General features: G+C 49.4%; 14 protein-coding genes. 12 read left to right on the top strand and 2 right to left on the bottom strand.

Features of this window, described 5'->3' with window-relative positions:
* Nucleotides 1-3: 3 nt before the first annotated feature.
* The 4 genes from tilS (at nucleotide 4) to ACL02P_RS17595 (ending at nucleotide 6,191) form a co-directional block, all read left to right on the top strand.
* Complete coding sequence (gene tilS / locus ACL02P_RS17610) at nucleotides 4-1,461, top strand: tRNA lysidine(34) synthetase TilS (RefSeq protein ID WP_412837796.1); 1,458 nt, start codon at nucleotides 4-6, stop codon at nucleotides 1,459-1,461.
* 51 nt (nucleotides 1,462-1,512) lie between these two features.
* A complete protein-coding gene (hpt, locus tag ACL02P_RS17605) occupies nucleotides 1,513-2,052 on the top strand; it encodes a hypoxanthine phosphoribosyltransferase (RefSeq protein WP_009226313.1) in 540 nt (179 codons plus the stop codon).
* A 100-nt stretch (nucleotides 2,053-2,152) separates the two neighbouring features.
* Entirely contained in the window at nucleotides 2,153-4,282 is a 2,130-nt protein-coding gene (ftsH, locus tag ACL02P_RS17600; protein WP_412837795.1) for an ATP-dependent zinc metalloprotease FtsH, read from the top strand.
* Nucleotides 4,283-4,826: 544 nt separating this feature from the next.
* The gene (locus tag ACL02P_RS17595; protein ID WP_019007868.1) at nucleotides 4,827-6,191 is read left to right on the top strand and encodes an ISNCY family transposase; all 1,365 of its coding nucleotides are present in this window, start codon (nucleotides 4,827-4,829) and stop codon (nucleotides 6,189-6,191) included.
* Nucleotides 6,192-6,284: 93 nt separating this feature from the next.
* On the opposite strand, the gene ACL02P_RS17590 is transcribed toward ACL02P_RS17595, so the two are convergent.
* Entirely contained in the window at nucleotides 6,285-7,661 is a 1,377-nt protein-coding gene (locus tag ACL02P_RS17590; protein ID WP_009227146.1) for an IS110 family transposase, read from the bottom strand.
* Nucleotides 7,662-7,817: 156 nt separating this feature from the next.
* Here ACL02P_RS17590 and rlmH point away from each other — a divergent pair, with 156 nt between their 5' ends.
* From rlmH to ACL02P_RS17575, 3 genes are all read left to right on the top strand, one after another.
* Nucleotides 7,818-8,297 (top strand): 23S rRNA (pseudouridine(1915)-N(3))-methyltransferase RlmH, encoded by a 480-nt coding sequence (rlmH, locus tag ACL02P_RS17585; protein ID WP_412837794.1) that lies wholly within the window; start codon nucleotides 7,818-7,820, stop codon nucleotides 8,295-8,297.
* Nucleotides 8,298-8,578: 281 nt separating this feature from the next.
* Entirely contained in the window at nucleotides 8,579-9,811 is a 1,233-nt protein-coding gene (locus ACL02P_RS17580; protein WP_260070439.1) for an FAD-dependent oxidoreductase, read from the top strand.
* A 96-nt stretch (nucleotides 9,812-9,907) separates the two neighbouring features.
* The gene (locus ACL02P_RS17575; protein ID WP_009223398.1) at nucleotides 9,908-10,543 is read left to right on the top strand and encodes a TetR/AcrR family transcriptional regulator C-terminal domain-containing protein; all 636 of its coding nucleotides are present in this window, start codon (nucleotides 9,908-9,910) and stop codon (nucleotides 10,541-10,543) included.
* 263 nt (nucleotides 10,544-10,806) lie between these two features.
* Here ACL02P_RS17575 and ACL02P_RS17570 read toward each other — a convergent pair whose 3' ends face one another.
* Nucleotides 10,807-11,493, bottom strand: a complete 687-nt coding sequence (locus ACL02P_RS17570) for an NmrA family NAD(P)-binding protein (RefSeq protein ID WP_009223399.1) — start codon at nucleotides 11,491-11,493, stop codon at nucleotides 10,807-10,809.
* Between ACL02P_RS17570 and ACL02P_RS17565 the strand changes: the two genes are divergently transcribed.
* The 5 genes from ACL02P_RS17565 to ACL02P_RS17545 all read left to right on the top strand — a co-directional run bounded on the left by ACL02P_RS17565 (nucleotide 11,479) and on the right by ACL02P_RS17545 (nucleotide 16,626).
* Nucleotides 11,479-11,661 (top strand): winged helix-turn-helix transcriptional regulator, encoded by a 183-nt coding sequence (locus ACL02P_RS17565; protein WP_232282215.1) that lies wholly within the window; start codon nucleotides 11,479-11,481, stop codon nucleotides 11,659-11,661. The two genes, ACL02P_RS17570 and ACL02P_RS17565, sit on opposite strands and share 15 nt — an antisense overlap.
* Before the next feature lie 135 nt (nucleotides 11,662-11,796).
* The gene (locus tag ACL02P_RS17560) at nucleotides 11,797-12,657 is read left to right on the top strand and encodes an aminoglycoside phosphotransferase family protein (protein WP_412837793.1); all 861 of its coding nucleotides are present in this window, start codon (nucleotides 11,797-11,799) and stop codon (nucleotides 12,655-12,657) included.
* 725 nt (nucleotides 12,658-13,382) lie between these two features.
* A complete protein-coding gene (locus tag ACL02P_RS17555) occupies nucleotides 13,383-14,036 on the top strand; it encodes an MFS transporter (RefSeq protein WP_412837792.1) in 654 nt (217 codons plus the stop codon).
* 318 nt (nucleotides 14,037-14,354) lie between these two features.
* On the top strand, nucleotides 14,355-15,575 hold the full coding sequence (locus ACL02P_RS17550; RefSeq protein ID WP_009223403.1) for a substrate-binding domain-containing protein: 1,221 nt from the start codon (nucleotides 14,355-14,357) through the stop codon (nucleotides 15,573-15,575).
* Nucleotides 15,535-16,626 (top strand): extracellular solute-binding protein, encoded by a 1,092-nt coding sequence (locus tag ACL02P_RS17545; RefSeq protein WP_009223404.1) that lies wholly within the window; start codon nucleotides 15,535-15,537, stop codon nucleotides 16,624-16,626. Before ACL02P_RS17550 ends, ACL02P_RS17545 begins: the two co-directional genes overlap by 41 nt.
* Nucleotides 16,627-16,690 lie beyond the last annotated feature (64 nt).

Here is a 16,690-nt window from a genome sequence, read left to right as displayed (position 1 = left end):
CCGATGAAAGAAACCACACTGTACCGATTAACGGAGCAGGTTCGCCGTTTTGGCAGGCAGGAACAGTTATGGTTGCCCGGAGATGTTATCGTTGTGGCGGTGTCCGGCGGGGTCGATTCTACGGTGCTGCTGCATATAATGAAGGAAATCGCCGGGGACAAGGCGCTGGGACTCCAACTGATCTGCGCGCACCTGCATCACGGCTTACGCGGCGACGAGGCGGATCGGGATGCGGAATTTGTCCGTGAGCTCGCCGAGCGGCTTGGTATCCCCTTTGAATTGGGGTACGCGGATGTGCGTGCTTATATGAAGGAAACGGGGCAAAGCCTGGAGCTGGCGGCTCGGGAGAAGCGGTACGAATATTTGCATCAGGTGGCCGAGCGTTATGGGGCATCGTCCATCGCGCTTGCCCATCATGCCGATGACCAGGCCGAGACGGTGCTGATGCGGCTGCTGCGGGGAAGCGGGCCCTCCGGATTAGCCGGAATGCGACCCAAACGCCGCGAAAAAAATGTGGAACTTATCCGCCCCTTGCTCCGTATATACAAGACGGATTTGCTCCAGGCGTGCCGCGAATCCGGGCTGGCTTACGTCGAAGACAGCAGCAACCCGGATAAAGAGATGACGCGAAATTCGATTCGGCTGGATGTGTTGCCATTTTTAGGGCAATATAATGGTCAGTTGCCGGAATCGCTGAACCGGTTGGCGGTGCTGACTGCAGCAGAAGACGATTACCTGCATCAGGAAGCGATGAGGTTGTACGCTGAGCTTGTGCGGACGGAGGACGGGATTCTCTCGTTTGAAGCCCCTCTTTTCTCCGGTTTACATGTTGCTTTACAACGGAGGTTGATTAAACTAATATTAAATTATCTGCCTTTAAGTACGGAGGATCGCGATTTTGTCAAGGTCGAGGCAATTCGTCAAGGGACGATTCAAGATCGGCCCACGACGTGGAGCTTAGATCTCGGCGGCGGCGTCAAGTGCGTACGCGAATATGACAGGATACGCTTTATCCCCCCGGCAGTAGAAAGTCGGATTCCTCATTATACATATTTGGTGGAACAATTTCCGGCAGAGGTGCCGATCGAGGGCCTGAGCCAGAGCTTGCGAATCACGCGGTATGGCGCCGGCAGGGAGCTTCACGTTAAGGCAGAAGGAAATAACGAAGCGAAATTTGATGCGGATGAGCTGGTCTATCCGCTTACCGTGCGTTCCCGATTACCGGGAGACGTGATGAAAGTTATGGGATTAAACGGCAGCAAAAAGGTAAAAGATATTTTCATCGATGCGAAAATACCGCCATCCCTCCGCTCCCGCATCCCGATGGTCACGGATGCCGCAGGCCGGATCCTGTGGATTCCCGGCGTTCGCCGTTCCGCAGTTGCTGCGGTGAACCCGCGCACGACCACTGTTGTGCATATGGTTCTAACGCCGCGTCCAGATCCGGGGCGCACACCTTGAGGATTAGCGAAAGATCGGCATTCATAGAATAACGTAGGAGGTTCACTCATTTTGCTAAACGATATCCAGGAAATTTTGATTACGCGGGAACAAATTCAAGAGAAGGTTGCTGAGTTGGGCAAACAGCTGAGTGCGGAATACGAAGGGCGTAACCCGCTCGTGATCTGTATCTTGAAAGGCGCTTTTATTTTTATGGCCGATCTGGTGAAGGAAATTACGGTACCGATCGAGCTCGACTTTATGGCTGTCTCCAGTTATGGAGCGGGAACCCGTTCTTCCGGGGAAGTGAAGATCATCAAGGATTTGGATACCTCCGTGGAAGGCCGCGATATCTTGATCGTGGAGGACATTATCGATAGCGGGCTGACGCTCAGCTATTTGATTGATGTGCTTGAACGGCGCAAGGTCAAATCGGTTAAAATCGTTACGCTGTTTGACAAACCGGCGCGGCGTACGGTGGATTTGCAAGCGGACCTGTCAGGGTTCGTTCTTCCGGACGCTTTCGTTGTCGGATACGGTCTGGATTATGCCGAGAAATACCGTAACCTCCCATTCATCGGAGTTCTGAAGCCGGAGATTTACACCAGTTGATTTCGTCGTCCGCTTGGACGAAGGACCACCCTTGCCGGAATTTTGAAATGGCGAGATTGGCTATGGTAAAATAACTTAAGGTCTTGAGAGGAGGTAGGGGATGAATCGGTTCATCCGGAATTCTGGTTTTTATTTAATACTTTTCTTAGTCGTGGTGGGCATCGTCCAATTCCTCAATGGCGGACAAGAAGCAACCGTCACCCCTAAGTATTCGGACTTACGTCAGGAACTGAAGGATAATAATGTTGCTGATCTAACCGTTAAATTTGACGGTTACGCTTATCTGGTAACCGGTAAGTATAAGGAACCTGTCGGAAACGACAAGACGAAGAATTTCTCTTTGTATGTGCCTTTTGACGAGAATGTCGTTAAAGAGATCATCGCATACAGCGAACAGAACGGTTTTAGTTTAGAATGGAAGAAGATGCAGGGCGAAAGCATCTGGCTCACCTTCCTAACTTCGATCGTTCCGCTGGCGATCATGTTCATTCTGTTCTTCTTCTTGTTTAATCAAGCGCAGGGCGGCGGCGGCAAAGTGATGAACTTCGGCAAGAGCCGGGCGCGCCTCTATAATGAAGAGAAGAAGAAAGTTACGTTTGAGGATGTCGCAGGTGCCGATGAAGAGAAGCAGGAGCTTGTCGAAGTCGTTGAGTTTCTGAAAGATCCGCGGAAGTTCTCGGCCGTGGGGGCAAGAATTCCGAAAGGCGTTCTGCTTGTAGGCCCTCCGGGTACCGGTAAAACCTTGCTTGCCCGCGCTGTTGCCGGTGAAGCAGGGGTTCCGTTCTTCAGCATTTCCGGTTCTGACTTCGTGGAAATGTTCGTTGGGGTCGGCGCTTCCCGCGTGCGGGATTTGTTCGAGAACGCGAAGAAGAATGCGCCTTGTATCATCTTTATCGACGAAATTGACGCCGTAGGTCGTCAGCGGGGCGCTGGACTTGGCGGCGGTCATGATGAACGCGAACAAACGCTTAACCAATTGCTCGTAGAAATGGACGGCTTCAGCGGCAACGAGGGCATTATCATCATCGCTGCGACGAACCGTGCAGATATTCTGGACCCAGCCTTGCTGCGTCCGGGACGTTTTGACCGTCAAATCACGGTGGACCGTCCGGATGTGAAGGGCCGCGAAGCGGTCTTGAAAGTGCATGCGCGCAACAAGCCGCTGACTAAAGACGTCAAGTTGGACGTGATCGCGAAGCGTACGACGGGCTTTACCGGCGCTGACCTGGAGAACCTGCTGAACGAAGCGGCCCTCCTGGCAGCACGGCGGAACCGCAAAGATATTTCCATGACGGAAGTAGACGAAGCGATCGACCGCGTTATTGTCGGTACTGAGAAACGCAGCCGCGTTATCAGCGACCGCGAGAAGCGCATCGTGGCTTACCACGAAGCGGGCCATACGATTGTGGGTTACTTCTTGGAGCATGCCGACATGGTGCACAAGGTAACGATCATTCCACGCGGCCGCGCCGGCGGGTATGTCATTATGTTACCGAAGGAAGACCGTATGCTGGCCACGAAGAACGAGCTGCTGGATCGGGTAACCGGTCTGCTTGGCGGCCGCGTATCCGAGGAGCTGTTTATCGGCGAGATCGGAACCGGCGCATACAGCGACTTCCAGCAAGCGACCAACATCGTGCGCAGCATGATCATTGAATACGGGATGAGCGAGAAGCTCGGTCCGATGCAGTTCGGCACATCGCAAGGCCAAGTGTTCCTGGGCCGCGATATCGGGCACGAGCAGAACTACAGTGATCAAATCGCTTACGAGATCGATCAGGAAATGCAGCGGTTCATCAACGAATGTTATGAACGTTGTAAGCAGCTGCTGACCGAGCACGCCAAGGAAGTTCACCTCATTGCGGAAACGCTGCTTGAAGTGGAAACCTTGGAGCTCGAGCAAATCAAGTCGCTGATCGAAACCGGTACGCTGGACGGCTTGAAGAAAGACGGCCAAGATGGCGGCAGCGGTTCCTCCGAGCCGGGTGAGCCGTCGATCGACAGCGTGGGTGACGTTCGCGTTCGCATTCAAGGCAAAACCGAGGATTCGGCGCCTGCTGCTCCGGTCGGGGATATCCCAAATGACGTTCCGGGCGGCACCGCCAGCGATCGGACGAACGATCCGGTTGTTGACGCACCGCAAGGTACCGTCAGCGATACGCCTGGTCAAGCCGATTCGGCGGACGAAGGTAAGGATCCAAACAATGGTGGCAGCACGCCAACCGTGTAACCATACCAGCAAAGACCTAATCCGGGAAACCTCAAGTTTCCCGGATTTTTTTTAGATATCAGCGTACTATGTCAAGTAGAATTTTTAGGTTTCTGGGTAACCCAAACACACCTAACCCCCCAGATTTTCAAAAAAGTTAGCAACTGACAGAGAAGCGATGCTTGAAACCGGCCTTTCTCGGACTTGAAAGGAAATAGCCTCGTTTTTTCAATCCTGCGATGCAATCTGGCTGAGTGCAGAGTATACGCTAACGTACAATTCGCATTCACAGGGCGAGGTGGATAAAGCTGACATACGAGATCCAAGGTCTCCAAGAAAGTGATCCGATCTTCCCTCAGTCCCAGAAAGACCGGTTCCAAGATCTTGCTTAGTTAGTTTCCCCTGAAAAAGTCAGGGTGTTTTGAGCATAATTAAAAGGAATTCAGCACCTCAAAATGGAAATTGTTATTGACGAGATAACAAAGTTCCACACCCCGAGGGAAGAATTCCTTTGCTATAGGAGTTCAACAGAAGCCCTCGGGAATCCTTCCAAGAGGTGAAGAAAATGTTGAAACTTCGAGACGAGCAATTGACCATCTGGGATGCCATTCTCCCGGAATCTGTTAGAAAGTTGCCGGTCGAGCTTGCAATCATAGATCAATTACTGGACGACGACCGTTTTCTTCAACCGTTTACTGAGTTGCACCCGAAAGGCAAGAAAAGCGGCCGTCCTACGCTTGCAATTGAAAAGTACATCCGTCTTATGGTCCTGAAGCATAAATACAATTTGGGCTACGAGTCACTCGTGAAGGAAGTCGGTGACAGCATCACATGGCGAATGTTCTGCCGGTTTGCCATCGACGAACCGATGCCCGACCCGTCTACGCTCATCTATGCCCGCAAACGCTACGGCGACAAGATCGTCGAAGACATCAATGCCGCACTCGTAAAGCAGTGTGAGGAAAAAGCCGTTCTGAAAACCCGCAAATTGCGCACGGATACGACGGTTGTGGAATCCGACATCCATCACCCGACAGACGCTACGCTGTTGCAAGATGGCGTAAAAGTCATCACTCGAACGATTCAGAAAATCCGGAAAGTCGCCTCCCACACTGTTCAAGGCTTTGAAGATCGTACGGCAGAAATCAAGGAAAAGATTCTGTCCATCGCGAAAGTTCTACGTCGCCGCACCCGTGAATCTTGGGAAGAAGTTGACCGGATCACTGGGAGCGTAATCGAAGTAGCCGAGAACGTTGTGAACAAGGCGCAAGCCGTTATCGAGAAACTGCAAGACAAGGGCAAAGCTGCTCTTCGACAAAGTAAAACCAAACTGACCGAGGCGGTCACGCTAACCGGCAAGTTGTTGGAACAAGCCAAACAGGTCGTTTCCGGCAATCGAATCATCGCAGATCGGATCGTCAGTTTCTTTGACCCGGAAGCAAGACCGATTAAGAAAGGTAAGCTGGCCAAAGGAACTGAGTTCGGCTACAAGGTGCGAATCGACGAGACGGAAAGCGGCTTTGTGACCGGCTACGCTGTCTACGAGGGGAACCCCTCGGATGATGAACTGCTCGTTCCCGCTGTACAGGCGCATATCAAGCAATTCGGCAAAGCGCCGCAAGCTGTAGCGACCGACCGCGGTTTCTCAAGCAAGAAGAACGAAACGGCCATTACCGAACTTGGTGTGAAGCGAGCTAGCTTGCCGCGAAAGGGCAAAAAAGGCATTGCCCGATCCGAGTACGAAAACGAATTATGGTTCAAAGACTTGCAGCGTTACCGTGCAGCTGGAGAAGCGAAGATTAGTCTTCTCAAGCGGAAGTACGGTTTGAACCGCAGCAGGTATCGGGGCTTTGTCGGCTCAAAATGCTGGGTCGGCTTCGGGATTCTGACCCACAACCTGCAAAGAGCGGCAAAAATGCTCCAAAACTAACATGGAAACCGATCATTAGGGAAAGTTCCCCCTCACAACCCAGCCAGCAACCCGAAACTATTTTTGAAAATCGACTTTTTCAGGAGCAACTAGTTAGGCCGTCGCTAGTGTCGGCATAACGCAATTGAAGTTCAACTTCTTATTGACCTCATCAAGGATGTGATAATCAGAGCACTGCGATTGAAACGGTAAACGGTCTCGCAGCATGGCGAAAGCGACTTTGAGCATCTTATTACCCATTGCAACAAAGATGGCTCGTTCATGTTTTCCTTTTTCCTTCAGACGATCATAGAAAGGCTTAAGGTCCTTATTATGCATGCAGAGACTCTTACCTGCTAGATATACCGCATAACGAAGGTGATCGTTTCCCTGTTTGGAAATCTTGCGGTAGGAGCCTTTGCCGCCACCTGTTTGCTTAACAATGGGGTTTGTGCCAGCTTTCTTAATTAACTGGTTTGCGTTCGAGTACTGAGATACATCGCCGATTTCAGCATAAAGCTCAGCCGCGGTAGTCACTCCTAAGCCCGGGACGGTAAGAAGCAGTCGTCCGTCTGTCTGAAGGAGAAGGTTCTCGATCTCTTGTTCCAAAACATTAATTTTGGCATCAAATGTTCGTAAGTCACGTAGCTTCATTTTCAGTAACATAAGCTCAGGCCGAAGTTCCTGTAAGTTTCTCGATAACGCTTGTTCAGCGACGTGCAAGAGCTTCTGGATGGTGGTGTTTCGCAATTTGAGATTATGCTGAATCGAGAGCTTCCGTAGCCCGGTCTCCCCTAGTTTCAGGACAGCAGCGGGGTGTGGATAATGCTCCATGAAGAAGAGCGAGGCTTTCCCCCAGAAGTCACTGAATACTTTGATTTTTCGAGCTCTACCGGCTGAATAATCTGCATATCCTTGGTACTCGCGCCAGATGAGGTCCATAAGTGCTCGAATCTCTGTACGCAAGGAAGCACGCTTCCGTGTCTCAGAGCGCCGTGCTCGAGTCAAGACATGGAGCTGACGCTGCACGCCATTCAAAAGCTGGTTTTCAGTGGCTTTGTTGCTTTTGATGGCATGGGCGATGGCCACAAGATCAAGATCATCTGTTTTGCACCAATTCAGTGCGCCGGCGCGTTCCTCGAAGGTGGTATACGGATTCAAGATCTGAACGTGGTACCCTCGTTTCGCCATCTCGCGGACGATGTCTTCATAGTAATGGCCTGTTGCCTCAATACCCAGGAACAAGCGAACAGCCTCTGTGGCTGTAACCGCTTGATTAATCTTCTTGCAAAGCAGCTCCATACCAGAATTATTCGCTGAGAAAAAGAAGGGTTTTTCAATGATGTCGCCGAAATAATTGCATATTAAGGCTTTTTGGTGGAGCTTGGCCGCATCGATTGCAACGATGAGGACTTGCTCCAGGTTAACGCCCCTTAGCTGTTGACTGAACTTAGTTCCCTTACGGCCTTGAATGTGCGAGGATTTCCCCATGCGACTTTAACCTCCTGTGGTTGGTAGGTAAGATTGAAGCTTCCCTGTCAGGTGCTTCTTTCTTCGATAGTCGCTGGGGATTTCCTCTTTATATTTTGATTATATTACACGCCAGAAAGTATACACTTCGGACGGACGATAACGGAGGATGTTACGGTGCAGATTCAAATCGTGGCGGTCGGCAAATTGAAGGAAAAATATCTGGTCCAGGGCATTGCGGAGTACGCCAAGCGCCTGGCGCCTTACGTGAAATTTCAAGTCGTGGAGGTGCCCGACGAGAAAGCGCCGGAGACGATGAGCGAGGCGGAGCTCATCGGCGTCAAGGAGCGCGAGGGCGAACGCATCCTCGCGCACATCAAGAGCGACGCGCATGTTATCGCGCTCGCGATTGACGGCCAGCTCTGGAGCTCGGAGGAGCTGGCCGCGTGTTTGGACCGGCTCGGCACCTACGGGACGAGCCATGTCGTGTTCGTCATCGGCGGCAGCCACGGGCTCGCCGATGCGGTTCTCAGCCGCGCGCAGCAGCGGCTGTCGTTTGGGCGCATGACGCTGCCCCACCAGCTCATGCGCCTGGTGCTCACCGAGCAGATTTATCGCGCGGTGAAGATTAATCGGGGGGAGCCGTATCATAAGTAAGGCGAAGGCAGGCACAAACTTAAAGTTTTCTTTACATTTCAATATATAGATTTTCAACCGTGGTATTATATTGATTGATTTTTTTAGCATATGATGTCTGTTTTTGTTGATGAGGAGGACTGATATGAAAAATACAGTGAAAAGAGTCACTTCGATATTTATCATCATGCTCATGGTGATGGGAAGTATACCAGGAACACAACTATTGACAAACAGAGGAGAACGGGTTTAATATAACGGTGTTATATAAATATAACTAAGTTATAGAAAGAAGGACTCGTATGACATCACTCTCTGCAGTTATTGTCGGCGGCGGTCTCGGAGGACTTGCATTAGCGCAAAGTCTGAAGAAGCATCACATTGACTTTGTAGTTTGTGAACGCGAGCAGGAAGGACAATTTCTTCAAACCGGTTATCGTATCAAAATCAATGACAACGGAATGAGTGCGCTGCGGTTTTGTCTGCCTGAGAAGCTTTACGATCTCTTTATGGAAACCTCCGTCATGGGACCGGAACACCCGATTTTCTTAAATCCAATTTCTCTCGAGCTGATGGAAGAACAGCACCCAATGTACAACAAGGCGAAAATCACGCCTGGCGTCAATCGTTTTACTTTCAGAGAAGTGTTGCTTGGTGAACTCAATGACCATATCCGTTACGGATATCGGTTTACCCATTATGAAACGTTGGAAAACGGCCGCTTGAGAGCTTGGTTTGAGAATGGAGAGTATATCGATGCGGATGTCCTTGTTGGCGCTGACGGGGGAGGATCGAAGGTTCGCCAACAGTATAAACCTGGGGTGAAAATTTTTGATACCTTGGGAAGAGCTCTTTATACAAAAGTATTTCTGGATGATACTCGGAGAAAAGAACTCGATCAGCTCATTGGGGACGGCAGCATGAGAGGCCTTTTTAGCCCGGAAGGAGAGGCTCCGGTTTCCCTGCTTCTTGAAGAAATGGCCTTCAAGCCGAATATGGAACGATTGCCGGAATCCATGTCCCTGAATGTGAAAATTACTCCACAACAGGATTACTTGTATGCTGTGTTTGCGTGCTCGCCTGAGTGGTTTGGGATGCCTGACGAGCAGCTTTTCCAATTGAATGGTTCGGAATTGTTGTCCCTTGCTCAAGAGAAAACCAAACATTGGCATCCCCAAGTCAAACGGATGTTGGAACTCGCAGAGCCAGAGAAAACGGCTGTTTATCACTTGCGTAATGTTTTGCCATATAAGCCTTGGAAAGAAACCACCTCTTTGGTATTGCTGGGGGACGCCTTGCATCCGATGACACCGGCTGGAATTGGCGGGAACGCGGCACTTTTTGATGCCTATGAGCTATCGAAAGAATTAATCAACGTCAAAGACGGGAAAAAGGAACTTTTGTCAGCGTTACGTGATTATGAGGTGGCTGCGATTGAACGTGGGATGCGGGATGTTCGCCTCTCCTCGAAAGCAGGGGAAAGCATGTTCAACCAGAAGCCGTTGCCTGAGGAAGATGTAGAGTTGGAGGAATAGGGGTTTGTTTTTACGTTTATCCTTGACTAGGCTCCTTTCTAAATCGAGTATAATAAGTTGTATAAGAATCTATGGAATGGAGTTGGATTGTCTGTTATGCCTCAACGCAGGCCACATATCAGCGAGGAGAAGATCATCGCAGCTTCGTGGCGGCTTCTCTCCGACCAAGGAATCGAAAACTTTACCATAAGAAGCCTTTGTAAAGAGCTAAATGTTCAAGCCCCTACGATCTATTGGTACTTCGAGAGTAAGCAGGTCCTTATTCAAACCTTAGCCAACCTGGTTTCAAGAGAGATCATAGGTGATCTTCCCAAGCAAGGTGACTGGCGGGAGAGGCTTCAAACCAGCGCCATGGTGATTCGGAAGAAACTCCAGCAGTATCCCTGCTCGGGTCAACTTCTGATGAAGTCGAAGCCAGAGGCTGATTTTATGGAACTGCTCGAATGCCTCTTGCAGATGATCGAACCTACTTCCTTGACGGATAAACAAAAATTTTCATATATCACCCATTTGCTTAACTATGTCATCAACTTCGTCGTTGAAGAATATGAACAACGGATGGTACAGATATCGTTAGGGAATAAGGAGGATATTCACGGGGATTTCTCGCAATTCAACCTGCTTCGTCGGATGTACGAAGAAGGGATGTTTAATTTAATTGGTTCTGATGAACTCTTTGACTCGGGAATTCTCTTATTACTCGATGGGATCGAGCAGAGAATAACTCCCTAGGTTTTTAGGAGCGGATCGCGTGGTGATCGCTCCTTTTTTCTTTTAAGTTGGTGCTGTTTTTGCGCTTATTTGAAGGCGGGAAGGTTCTCGGCGAGAAAGAGGTCCAGATTACGAGGGGACATCCCCGTAACTCGTTTCACATCATCGGATATCCATGCGGCGTCATCTTCGGCAATCAAACCGAATAATTGGGCGTTGGATGTGGCAACAGGCTCGGGAATCCCTGCCTGAATCATCGCTTTCTGATGCTCGGCGGGAGAGATTCACCGGTATTCGACGGTATACCCCAGAGCGTCAGACAGTTTACGTGCGACATCGTGATAAGTAATCAATTCGGGTCCGGTGAGCAGATAAGTACGGCCTGCATGCGTGGATCGTGATACGGCAATAGTTGCGGCCGTGGCGGCCACGTAGCGAGCATCGATCATGGCGAACTTGCCATCACCGGCAGACATTACGAAGCCTCTCGTTTGTTTAATCATCTGCGCGACAGCGAAGAGATTCTGCATGTAGAGATTCGGCGCAAGCAAAGTATAGTCGATCCCCGTCGCCTTCAGATGCGCCTCAACTCGCGCATGGCCACGCCGTCGATCAACAGGGGAATCTGCCGTAGCCTTATGATTCGTGATCTTTATAATATGTTTTATTCCGTTGCGAACAGCACTGTCAATCACGGCGATTTCCTGGTCCGGTACAGCAGGACTAATTAAAACGACCGTCTCAATGCCATGCATGGCTGCATCAAGAGTTTCAGGACGATCGAAGTTGCCAACGGCGATATCAATCCCATTCTCGGAGAACTCACGCGGCGTACGAGATAAGTCTCGAACTAGTGCGCGTGCAGGGTGTTGTTGCTTTGCAAGCAGGCGGACGGTTTCAGAGGACCCAAGCGATTTAATGAACTCGAGCGCTCCATTTCTAAAATTACGCGTAAGATGCTTACAGAACAACTAAGAGACCTGGAACGAGATAAACTGGTTATTCGAACAGTCTATAATCATGTTCCCCCGAAAGTGGAGTACTCACTTAGCGAACATGGTAAGACGTTCCTCCCTGTTTTAGAGATGATGGTCAAGTGGGGGGAATATCATCAAGAAAGTGTAGCTGGTCTCACATGATGAGGCTGGCTTTTTTTTTGATTAGAATACGCGGTGGTTTTTAACTATAACTAGATATGATCTGTTTATTTCGTGATTTCTTTGATACCTTAATTCTTGGAAAACCCCAAGGAGGTAGGGACGCATGGCTGAAAAATGCATGTTGACGAAATAGAAATGGATGAGGCGCTGGTTCGCCGTCTGCTGGTTGCCCAGTTTCCCCAATGGTCAGATCTATCCCTGCGGCGGGTCGAGCCAGCTGGCACCGTGAACGCCATCTTTCGATTAGGTAACCAATATTCGGTTCGGCTCGCGCGGCGGGAAGGGCCTGCGACACCAGAAAGCCGCGAGTTTACTTGGCTGCCCAAGCTTGCTCCGTTGGTTCCGCTAGAAGTCCCTGTACCCATCGCTCTAGGGCATCCGAGCAGCGAATATCCTTGGTATTGGTATATTTACACCTGGGTTGAGGGCGAGTCGGTGCCGATTGAGGAGATTGACGCGATGCAGGCAGCGCGTGATCTTGCGGGGTTCGTTGCAGCGCTGCAGCAAATCGATTCATCGGGTGGGCCGCTGGGACGCGGTGTTCCTTTGGCGGAGCGGGATGAGGGGTTCCGATACTGGTTGGCACGGTTTGATGGCGACGATGCGGCGGTGTCTAAGGTGTGGGAATCCGCGCTTGCTGCGCCTCCGTGGAGCGGCCCGCCAGTTTGGCATCACGGCGACCTTGATATGCGCAACTGGCTCGTGCGTAATCAACGAATTACCGGTGTGATCGATTGGGATACGATGGGCGTGGGTGATCCTGCATGCGATGTCATGGTCGCATGGAAGTTACACTCGCCGGAGGCACGTGACGCATTCCGCAAATATCTTCCGACGGATGACGCGACCTGGACGAGAGCCCGCGGATGGGTTGTATCCCAGGCGGTGGCCATACTGGCTTACTATACGCCAGAAAACAACCCCGTTCTGTACCGTGAGGCCCAATCCTGGCTTGACCTCGTATTGTCGGAATGATGATTGATTATTTACTGTTAAGTATAAGTGTGTCATGGAGAGCGAATCTGATAGTTGTATGATGAAAAAGGCCATCCCACATGGGATGGCCGAAAACTTGCCCTCGTAGAAGCCGTGGCGAACCGTATCACAAAATAGGGATAAATTTTTATCAGAATATGTTAGCATTTAACTCATGCAAGGCTACTGTACTAATATACTTGATGAATTAGTCTTTTCAAATGGGCATTACGTTCATGTACATATTTTGATTTCAACGTCGGAGTAGTTGTATGCTTACTTTTCCATCTATTTAAAAAGTCTTGTTCAGCAAGTTGAGATTTCAATAATTCTGAGTCACGAGTAGTAATAATTCGAATAATTACATCACCTAAACCTACAATTCCTCGAAGATATAATTTTACTTTTTCGCCAACAGTAGTAATAGCCGAATGAAGTGGTACTTCTTTATCCCCTCTTTTCTGTCGCTTTTTTCCTCCGCAAGCCCGCCGCGAACCTCCGATAAACTAAATTTAGCTCCAAAACTTACCGTTAATTTCGCAAGTTAGATCTCTCCGCACCAATTACAAGTAAAACCTACCGTTAAATTTTATGTTTCCTCGCCAAATTGCTGATTTCGATCAAAATAACAGCAGGATTTACCGCTAATTTGGACAAAACCATGAAATTGTCCCAAATTAACGGTAGCTTTTACAGTTCGTTAACGCAATTTGGGCTCTTTTGACATGATTCATGGTTATGATACACCCATCAAGCGATTTCTAGGCACGATCTCGCTTGATCTGTTCACCGTTCTGCTCGGCGGGGCTACGGCGCTGCTGCCAATCTTCGCCGAAGACATCCTGCATACAGGGTCATGGGGACTCGGATTGCTTCGGACAGCTCCGGCAGTTGGCGCTTTGCTGATGTCACTTGTTCTTACGCGGTATTCGATTCAGAATTCGATCAGCAAATATTTGTTCAGCTCGCTGGCGATCTTTGGCTTGGCTACCGTGCTGTTCGCCGTCTCCAAAAATCTCGTATTATCTTTGGTAGCCCTGTTCCTGATCGGCGCATCGGATGTGGTCAGTGCCGTCATTCGTTCTACGCTGGTTCAGTTAAATACGCCGCGTGAAATGCAGGGGCGTGTCAACGCTGTCAACATGCTGTTTATCGGAACCTCGAACCAGCTCGGCGAATTCGAATCCGGCACCATGGCCAATTGGCTTGGTGCAGTGGTTGCCACCGTCATCGGCGGAATCGGGACGCTCGTTGTGGCCGCGCTCTGGATGCACCTGTTCCCGGTGCTGCGGAATATGAAAACTTATTATGATACCAGTCATGAAAGTGAGAAGCCGGAGAAGGGAACTCCTGCGCCGCTAAGTAAACCCGTACAGTAAAAGTGAAGGGGATCCCACATTACCGGGTACCCTGCACGGGACACTTAAACCAAAGTGTTTTGTGCAGGGTACTTTTTTTACCCTTGAAATATGTCACTGATCGTAAAACTTTGTCCCTAGCATATTTCAACAAACTAGGCTTTCGAACAATAGTAGAGTTGTATTTTTGCAAAATGGCAATAATTTCCCGCAAAATTCTTTTGCTCAATATCATTGAATGTGTCAGTGACATATTGTATGGTTATGTCAGCTTAAGCTAATGGCTTGGTAGATCACGCGCGGTTTACCAACTAAAAAATAATAAAGGAATGTCCGGACATGAGTTCTGAAAGCACTTCCAAGAAAGAGAAACAACAGCTGTATTTGCAGGTCGCGGAGAAAGTACTGGAGATCATCGAGACCCGGGGACTTCAAGCGCATGATCCTGTACCCTCAGAGGGTGAACTGGCCAAGTTGTTTGGCGTCAGCCGAATGACGAGTAAATTGGCCTTGGAACAACTGGTGGAGCAGGGGGTAGTTTATCGTCTGCCGAGACGAGGCACGTTCCTCTCAGGCAATCGGTATGAAGGGAGCAGTGAAAGACTGCAGGAACCGGTACAACCTGCGGTTGAGAAGAAAGTCAATCAACAAGTTGCGCTCATCATTCCCCACATGTCCGATTATACGTCAAGAATCATTTCGGCAGTCGAGCATGAGTTACGTAAACATCAATTTGAACTCATTTTAAAAATTAGCAGTGATCAAGACGACCAAGACCGATGTTTACAGGAGCTTGTGGCGGCGGGGATCAGCGGCATCATTTTATTTCCGTGGGGAAGCCGAACCTGCAGCGATCAGGTGCTCCGATTAAAAATGGAACAAATCCCCAGTGTGATCATCGACCGGATTTTTCGTGAGATTCCGTTCGATTGCGTCTATCACGACCATTTTCAAGGCTCCTATGAAATGGCGCAGTATTTGATTGCGAAGGGGCATCGGGACATTGGATATTCGTCTAACATTATTGAGAACATCACAAGTCGAGAGGAAAGATATCAGGGGTACATTCAAGCTTTGCTTGATCATGGGATTCCGGTGAAGAGCGAATATATTCATTTTAGAACAGAACGCTGTGAACCGGGGCGCTTTCATGAGTATGATGCCGAACAAGGGGAATTTATTAGAAGTAATCCGCAAATGACAGCTATCATGTGTGCGGATGACCAAGTGGCGATTTCTACATTGTTTTCTGCACTTCATATGAACATATCCGTTCCGGAGAAGTTGTCTATTGTTGGGTTTTCGAATACTTATCTTTCAGCATTAACGCCCATCCCACTAACTACGGTTCGCCAAGATACGGATCGGCTTGCCGCGGCAGCCGTAGACCTGCTCATGAAGCGTATCAATCATTCGAAGGAACAACATCTCACTGTCAAAATAAAAACGAACATTGTTGAAAGAAAATCGGTATTCGATCGAAGTCATTTATTATCACTTGATAAGGAGCGAGCACGAGATGTCGAAAATGATGAAAGCGTTGGCAATGGTGGTGCTTAGCTGTTTAGTTATCACTGCCTGTGGAAGCAATAACAGTGGAAATGCTGGTGGAAACTCGGCGGCATCCAGTGAAAACCAGGGGAGCCAAGTTAAAAATGAAAAATTGATCGTATACACCAATTCAAATTCTGACGGCCGCGGCGAGTGGTGGACGGAGCAAGCGAAAAAAGCAGGATTTGACATTGAAATCGTGGGAGCAGGCGGCGCGGATCTAACGAATCGCTTGATTGCGGAGAAGAATAATCCGATTGCGGACGTAGTATTCGGCTTAAATAATATATTCTACGAAAATCTGAAGAAAGAAGGAGTTCTAACGAAATACGTCCCGCAGTGGGCTTCGCAAGTTGACGAGGGCTTAAACGATTTGGAAGGCTACTATCATGGTCTCGTAAAACAAGCGATTTTGATTGGCTATAATGCGGACATGTATACGCCGGAGACGGCTCCGAAGGATTGGACAGACTTGTATACCAACGAAGCGTTTAAAGGGAAATATGAAGCGCCAACACGACTTGATAGAGCCACGATGCGTCTGGTTGTCGCAGGGATTTTGTCGCCCTATCAAGATGCCAGTGGAGACCTGGGCATTTCCGATGCAGGTTGGGACGCGTTGAAGCAACTCTACGATAATGGGATTCCGGTCATTGAAGGGGAGGAGCTTTATGCGAATATGGCCAGCGGAAAAGTTCCAATTGGAACGATCGTTTCAGGCGAGCGTGCCAAGCGAGAACAAGAATACGGCGTCAAAACAGGTTATGTGATTCCTGAAATTGGTGTCCCTATGGTTGTCGAACATATCGCCATTGTTAATGGCACGAAGAAGCAGGATACGGCAGAACGGTTTGTGGAGTGGTTTGGCAGCGCAGAAATGCAAGGGGCCTTCGCGAAGGAATTTAATGCGATGCCCGTTATCGCAGAAGCAGCCGAACAAGCTCCTGATTCAGCTAAAGAAATGTTTGCCCAGTTGAAGGCGCAGCCGTTGGATTGGAGCTTCATTGCAGAACATCTGGATGCCTGGGCAGAGAAAATTGAATTGCAAATCATGAACTAGACAGCATGGATGGGGAACTGCATAGCGCTAGTTTAGGCTATGCAGTTCTTTCTTACAACAACCT

It is taken from the genome of Paenibacillus sp. MB22_1 (genome assembly GCF_047200555.1).
In the GTDB taxonomy this organism is placed as follows: domain Bacteria; phylum Bacillota; class Bacilli; order Paenibacillales; family Paenibacillaceae; genus Fontibacillus; species Fontibacillus phoenicis.
Note: the sequence above shows the minus strand (reverse complement) of the source record. Positions and strands in the feature narration are given on the sequence as shown.

What these genes read in the sequence shown, in the direction of transcription:
- tilS (WP_412837796.1), top strand. Translation starts at nt 4, where the DNA reads ATGAAAGAAACCACACTGTACCGATTAACGGAGCAGGTTCGCCGTTTT.
- ftsH (WP_412837795.1), top strand. Translation starts at nt 2,153, where the DNA reads ATGAATCGGTTCATCCGGAATTCTGGTTTTTATTTAATACTTTTCTTA.
- ACL02P_RS17595 (WP_019007868.1), top strand. Translation starts at nt 4,827, where the DNA reads ATGTTGAAACTTCGAGACGAGCAATTGACCATCTGGGATGCCATTCTC.
- ACL02P_RS17590 (WP_009227146.1), bottom strand. Translation starts at nt 7,661, where the DNA reads ATGGGGAAATCCTCGCACATTCAAGGCCGTAAGGGAACTAAGTTCAGT.
- ACL02P_RS17580 (WP_260070439.1), top strand. Translation starts at nt 8,579, where the DNA reads ATGACATCACTCTCTGCAGTTATTGTCGGCGGCGGTCTCGGAGGACTT.
- ACL02P_RS17575 (WP_009223398.1), top strand. Translation starts at nt 9,908, where the DNA reads ATGCCTCAACGCAGGCCACATATCAGCGAGGAGAAGATCATCGCAGCT.
- ACL02P_RS17565 (WP_232282215.1), top strand. Translation starts at nt 11,479, where the DNA reads ATGCTTACAGAACAACTAAGAGACCTGGAACGAGATAAACTGGTTATT.
- ACL02P_RS17560 (WP_412837793.1), top strand. Translation starts at nt 11,797, where the DNA reads ATGCATGTTGACGAAATAGAAATGGATGAGGCGCTGGTTCGCCGTCTG.
- ACL02P_RS17555 (WP_412837792.1), top strand. Translation starts at nt 13,383, where the DNA reads ATGATTCATGGTTATGATACACCCATCAAGCGATTTCTAGGCACGATC.
- ACL02P_RS17550 (WP_009223403.1), top strand. Translation starts at nt 14,355, where the DNA reads ATGAGTTCTGAAAGCACTTCCAAGAAAGAGAAACAACAGCTGTATTTG.
- ACL02P_RS17545 (WP_009223404.1), top strand. Translation starts at nt 15,535, where the DNA reads ATGTCGAAAATGATGAAAGCGTTGGCAATGGTGGTGCTTAGCTGTTTA.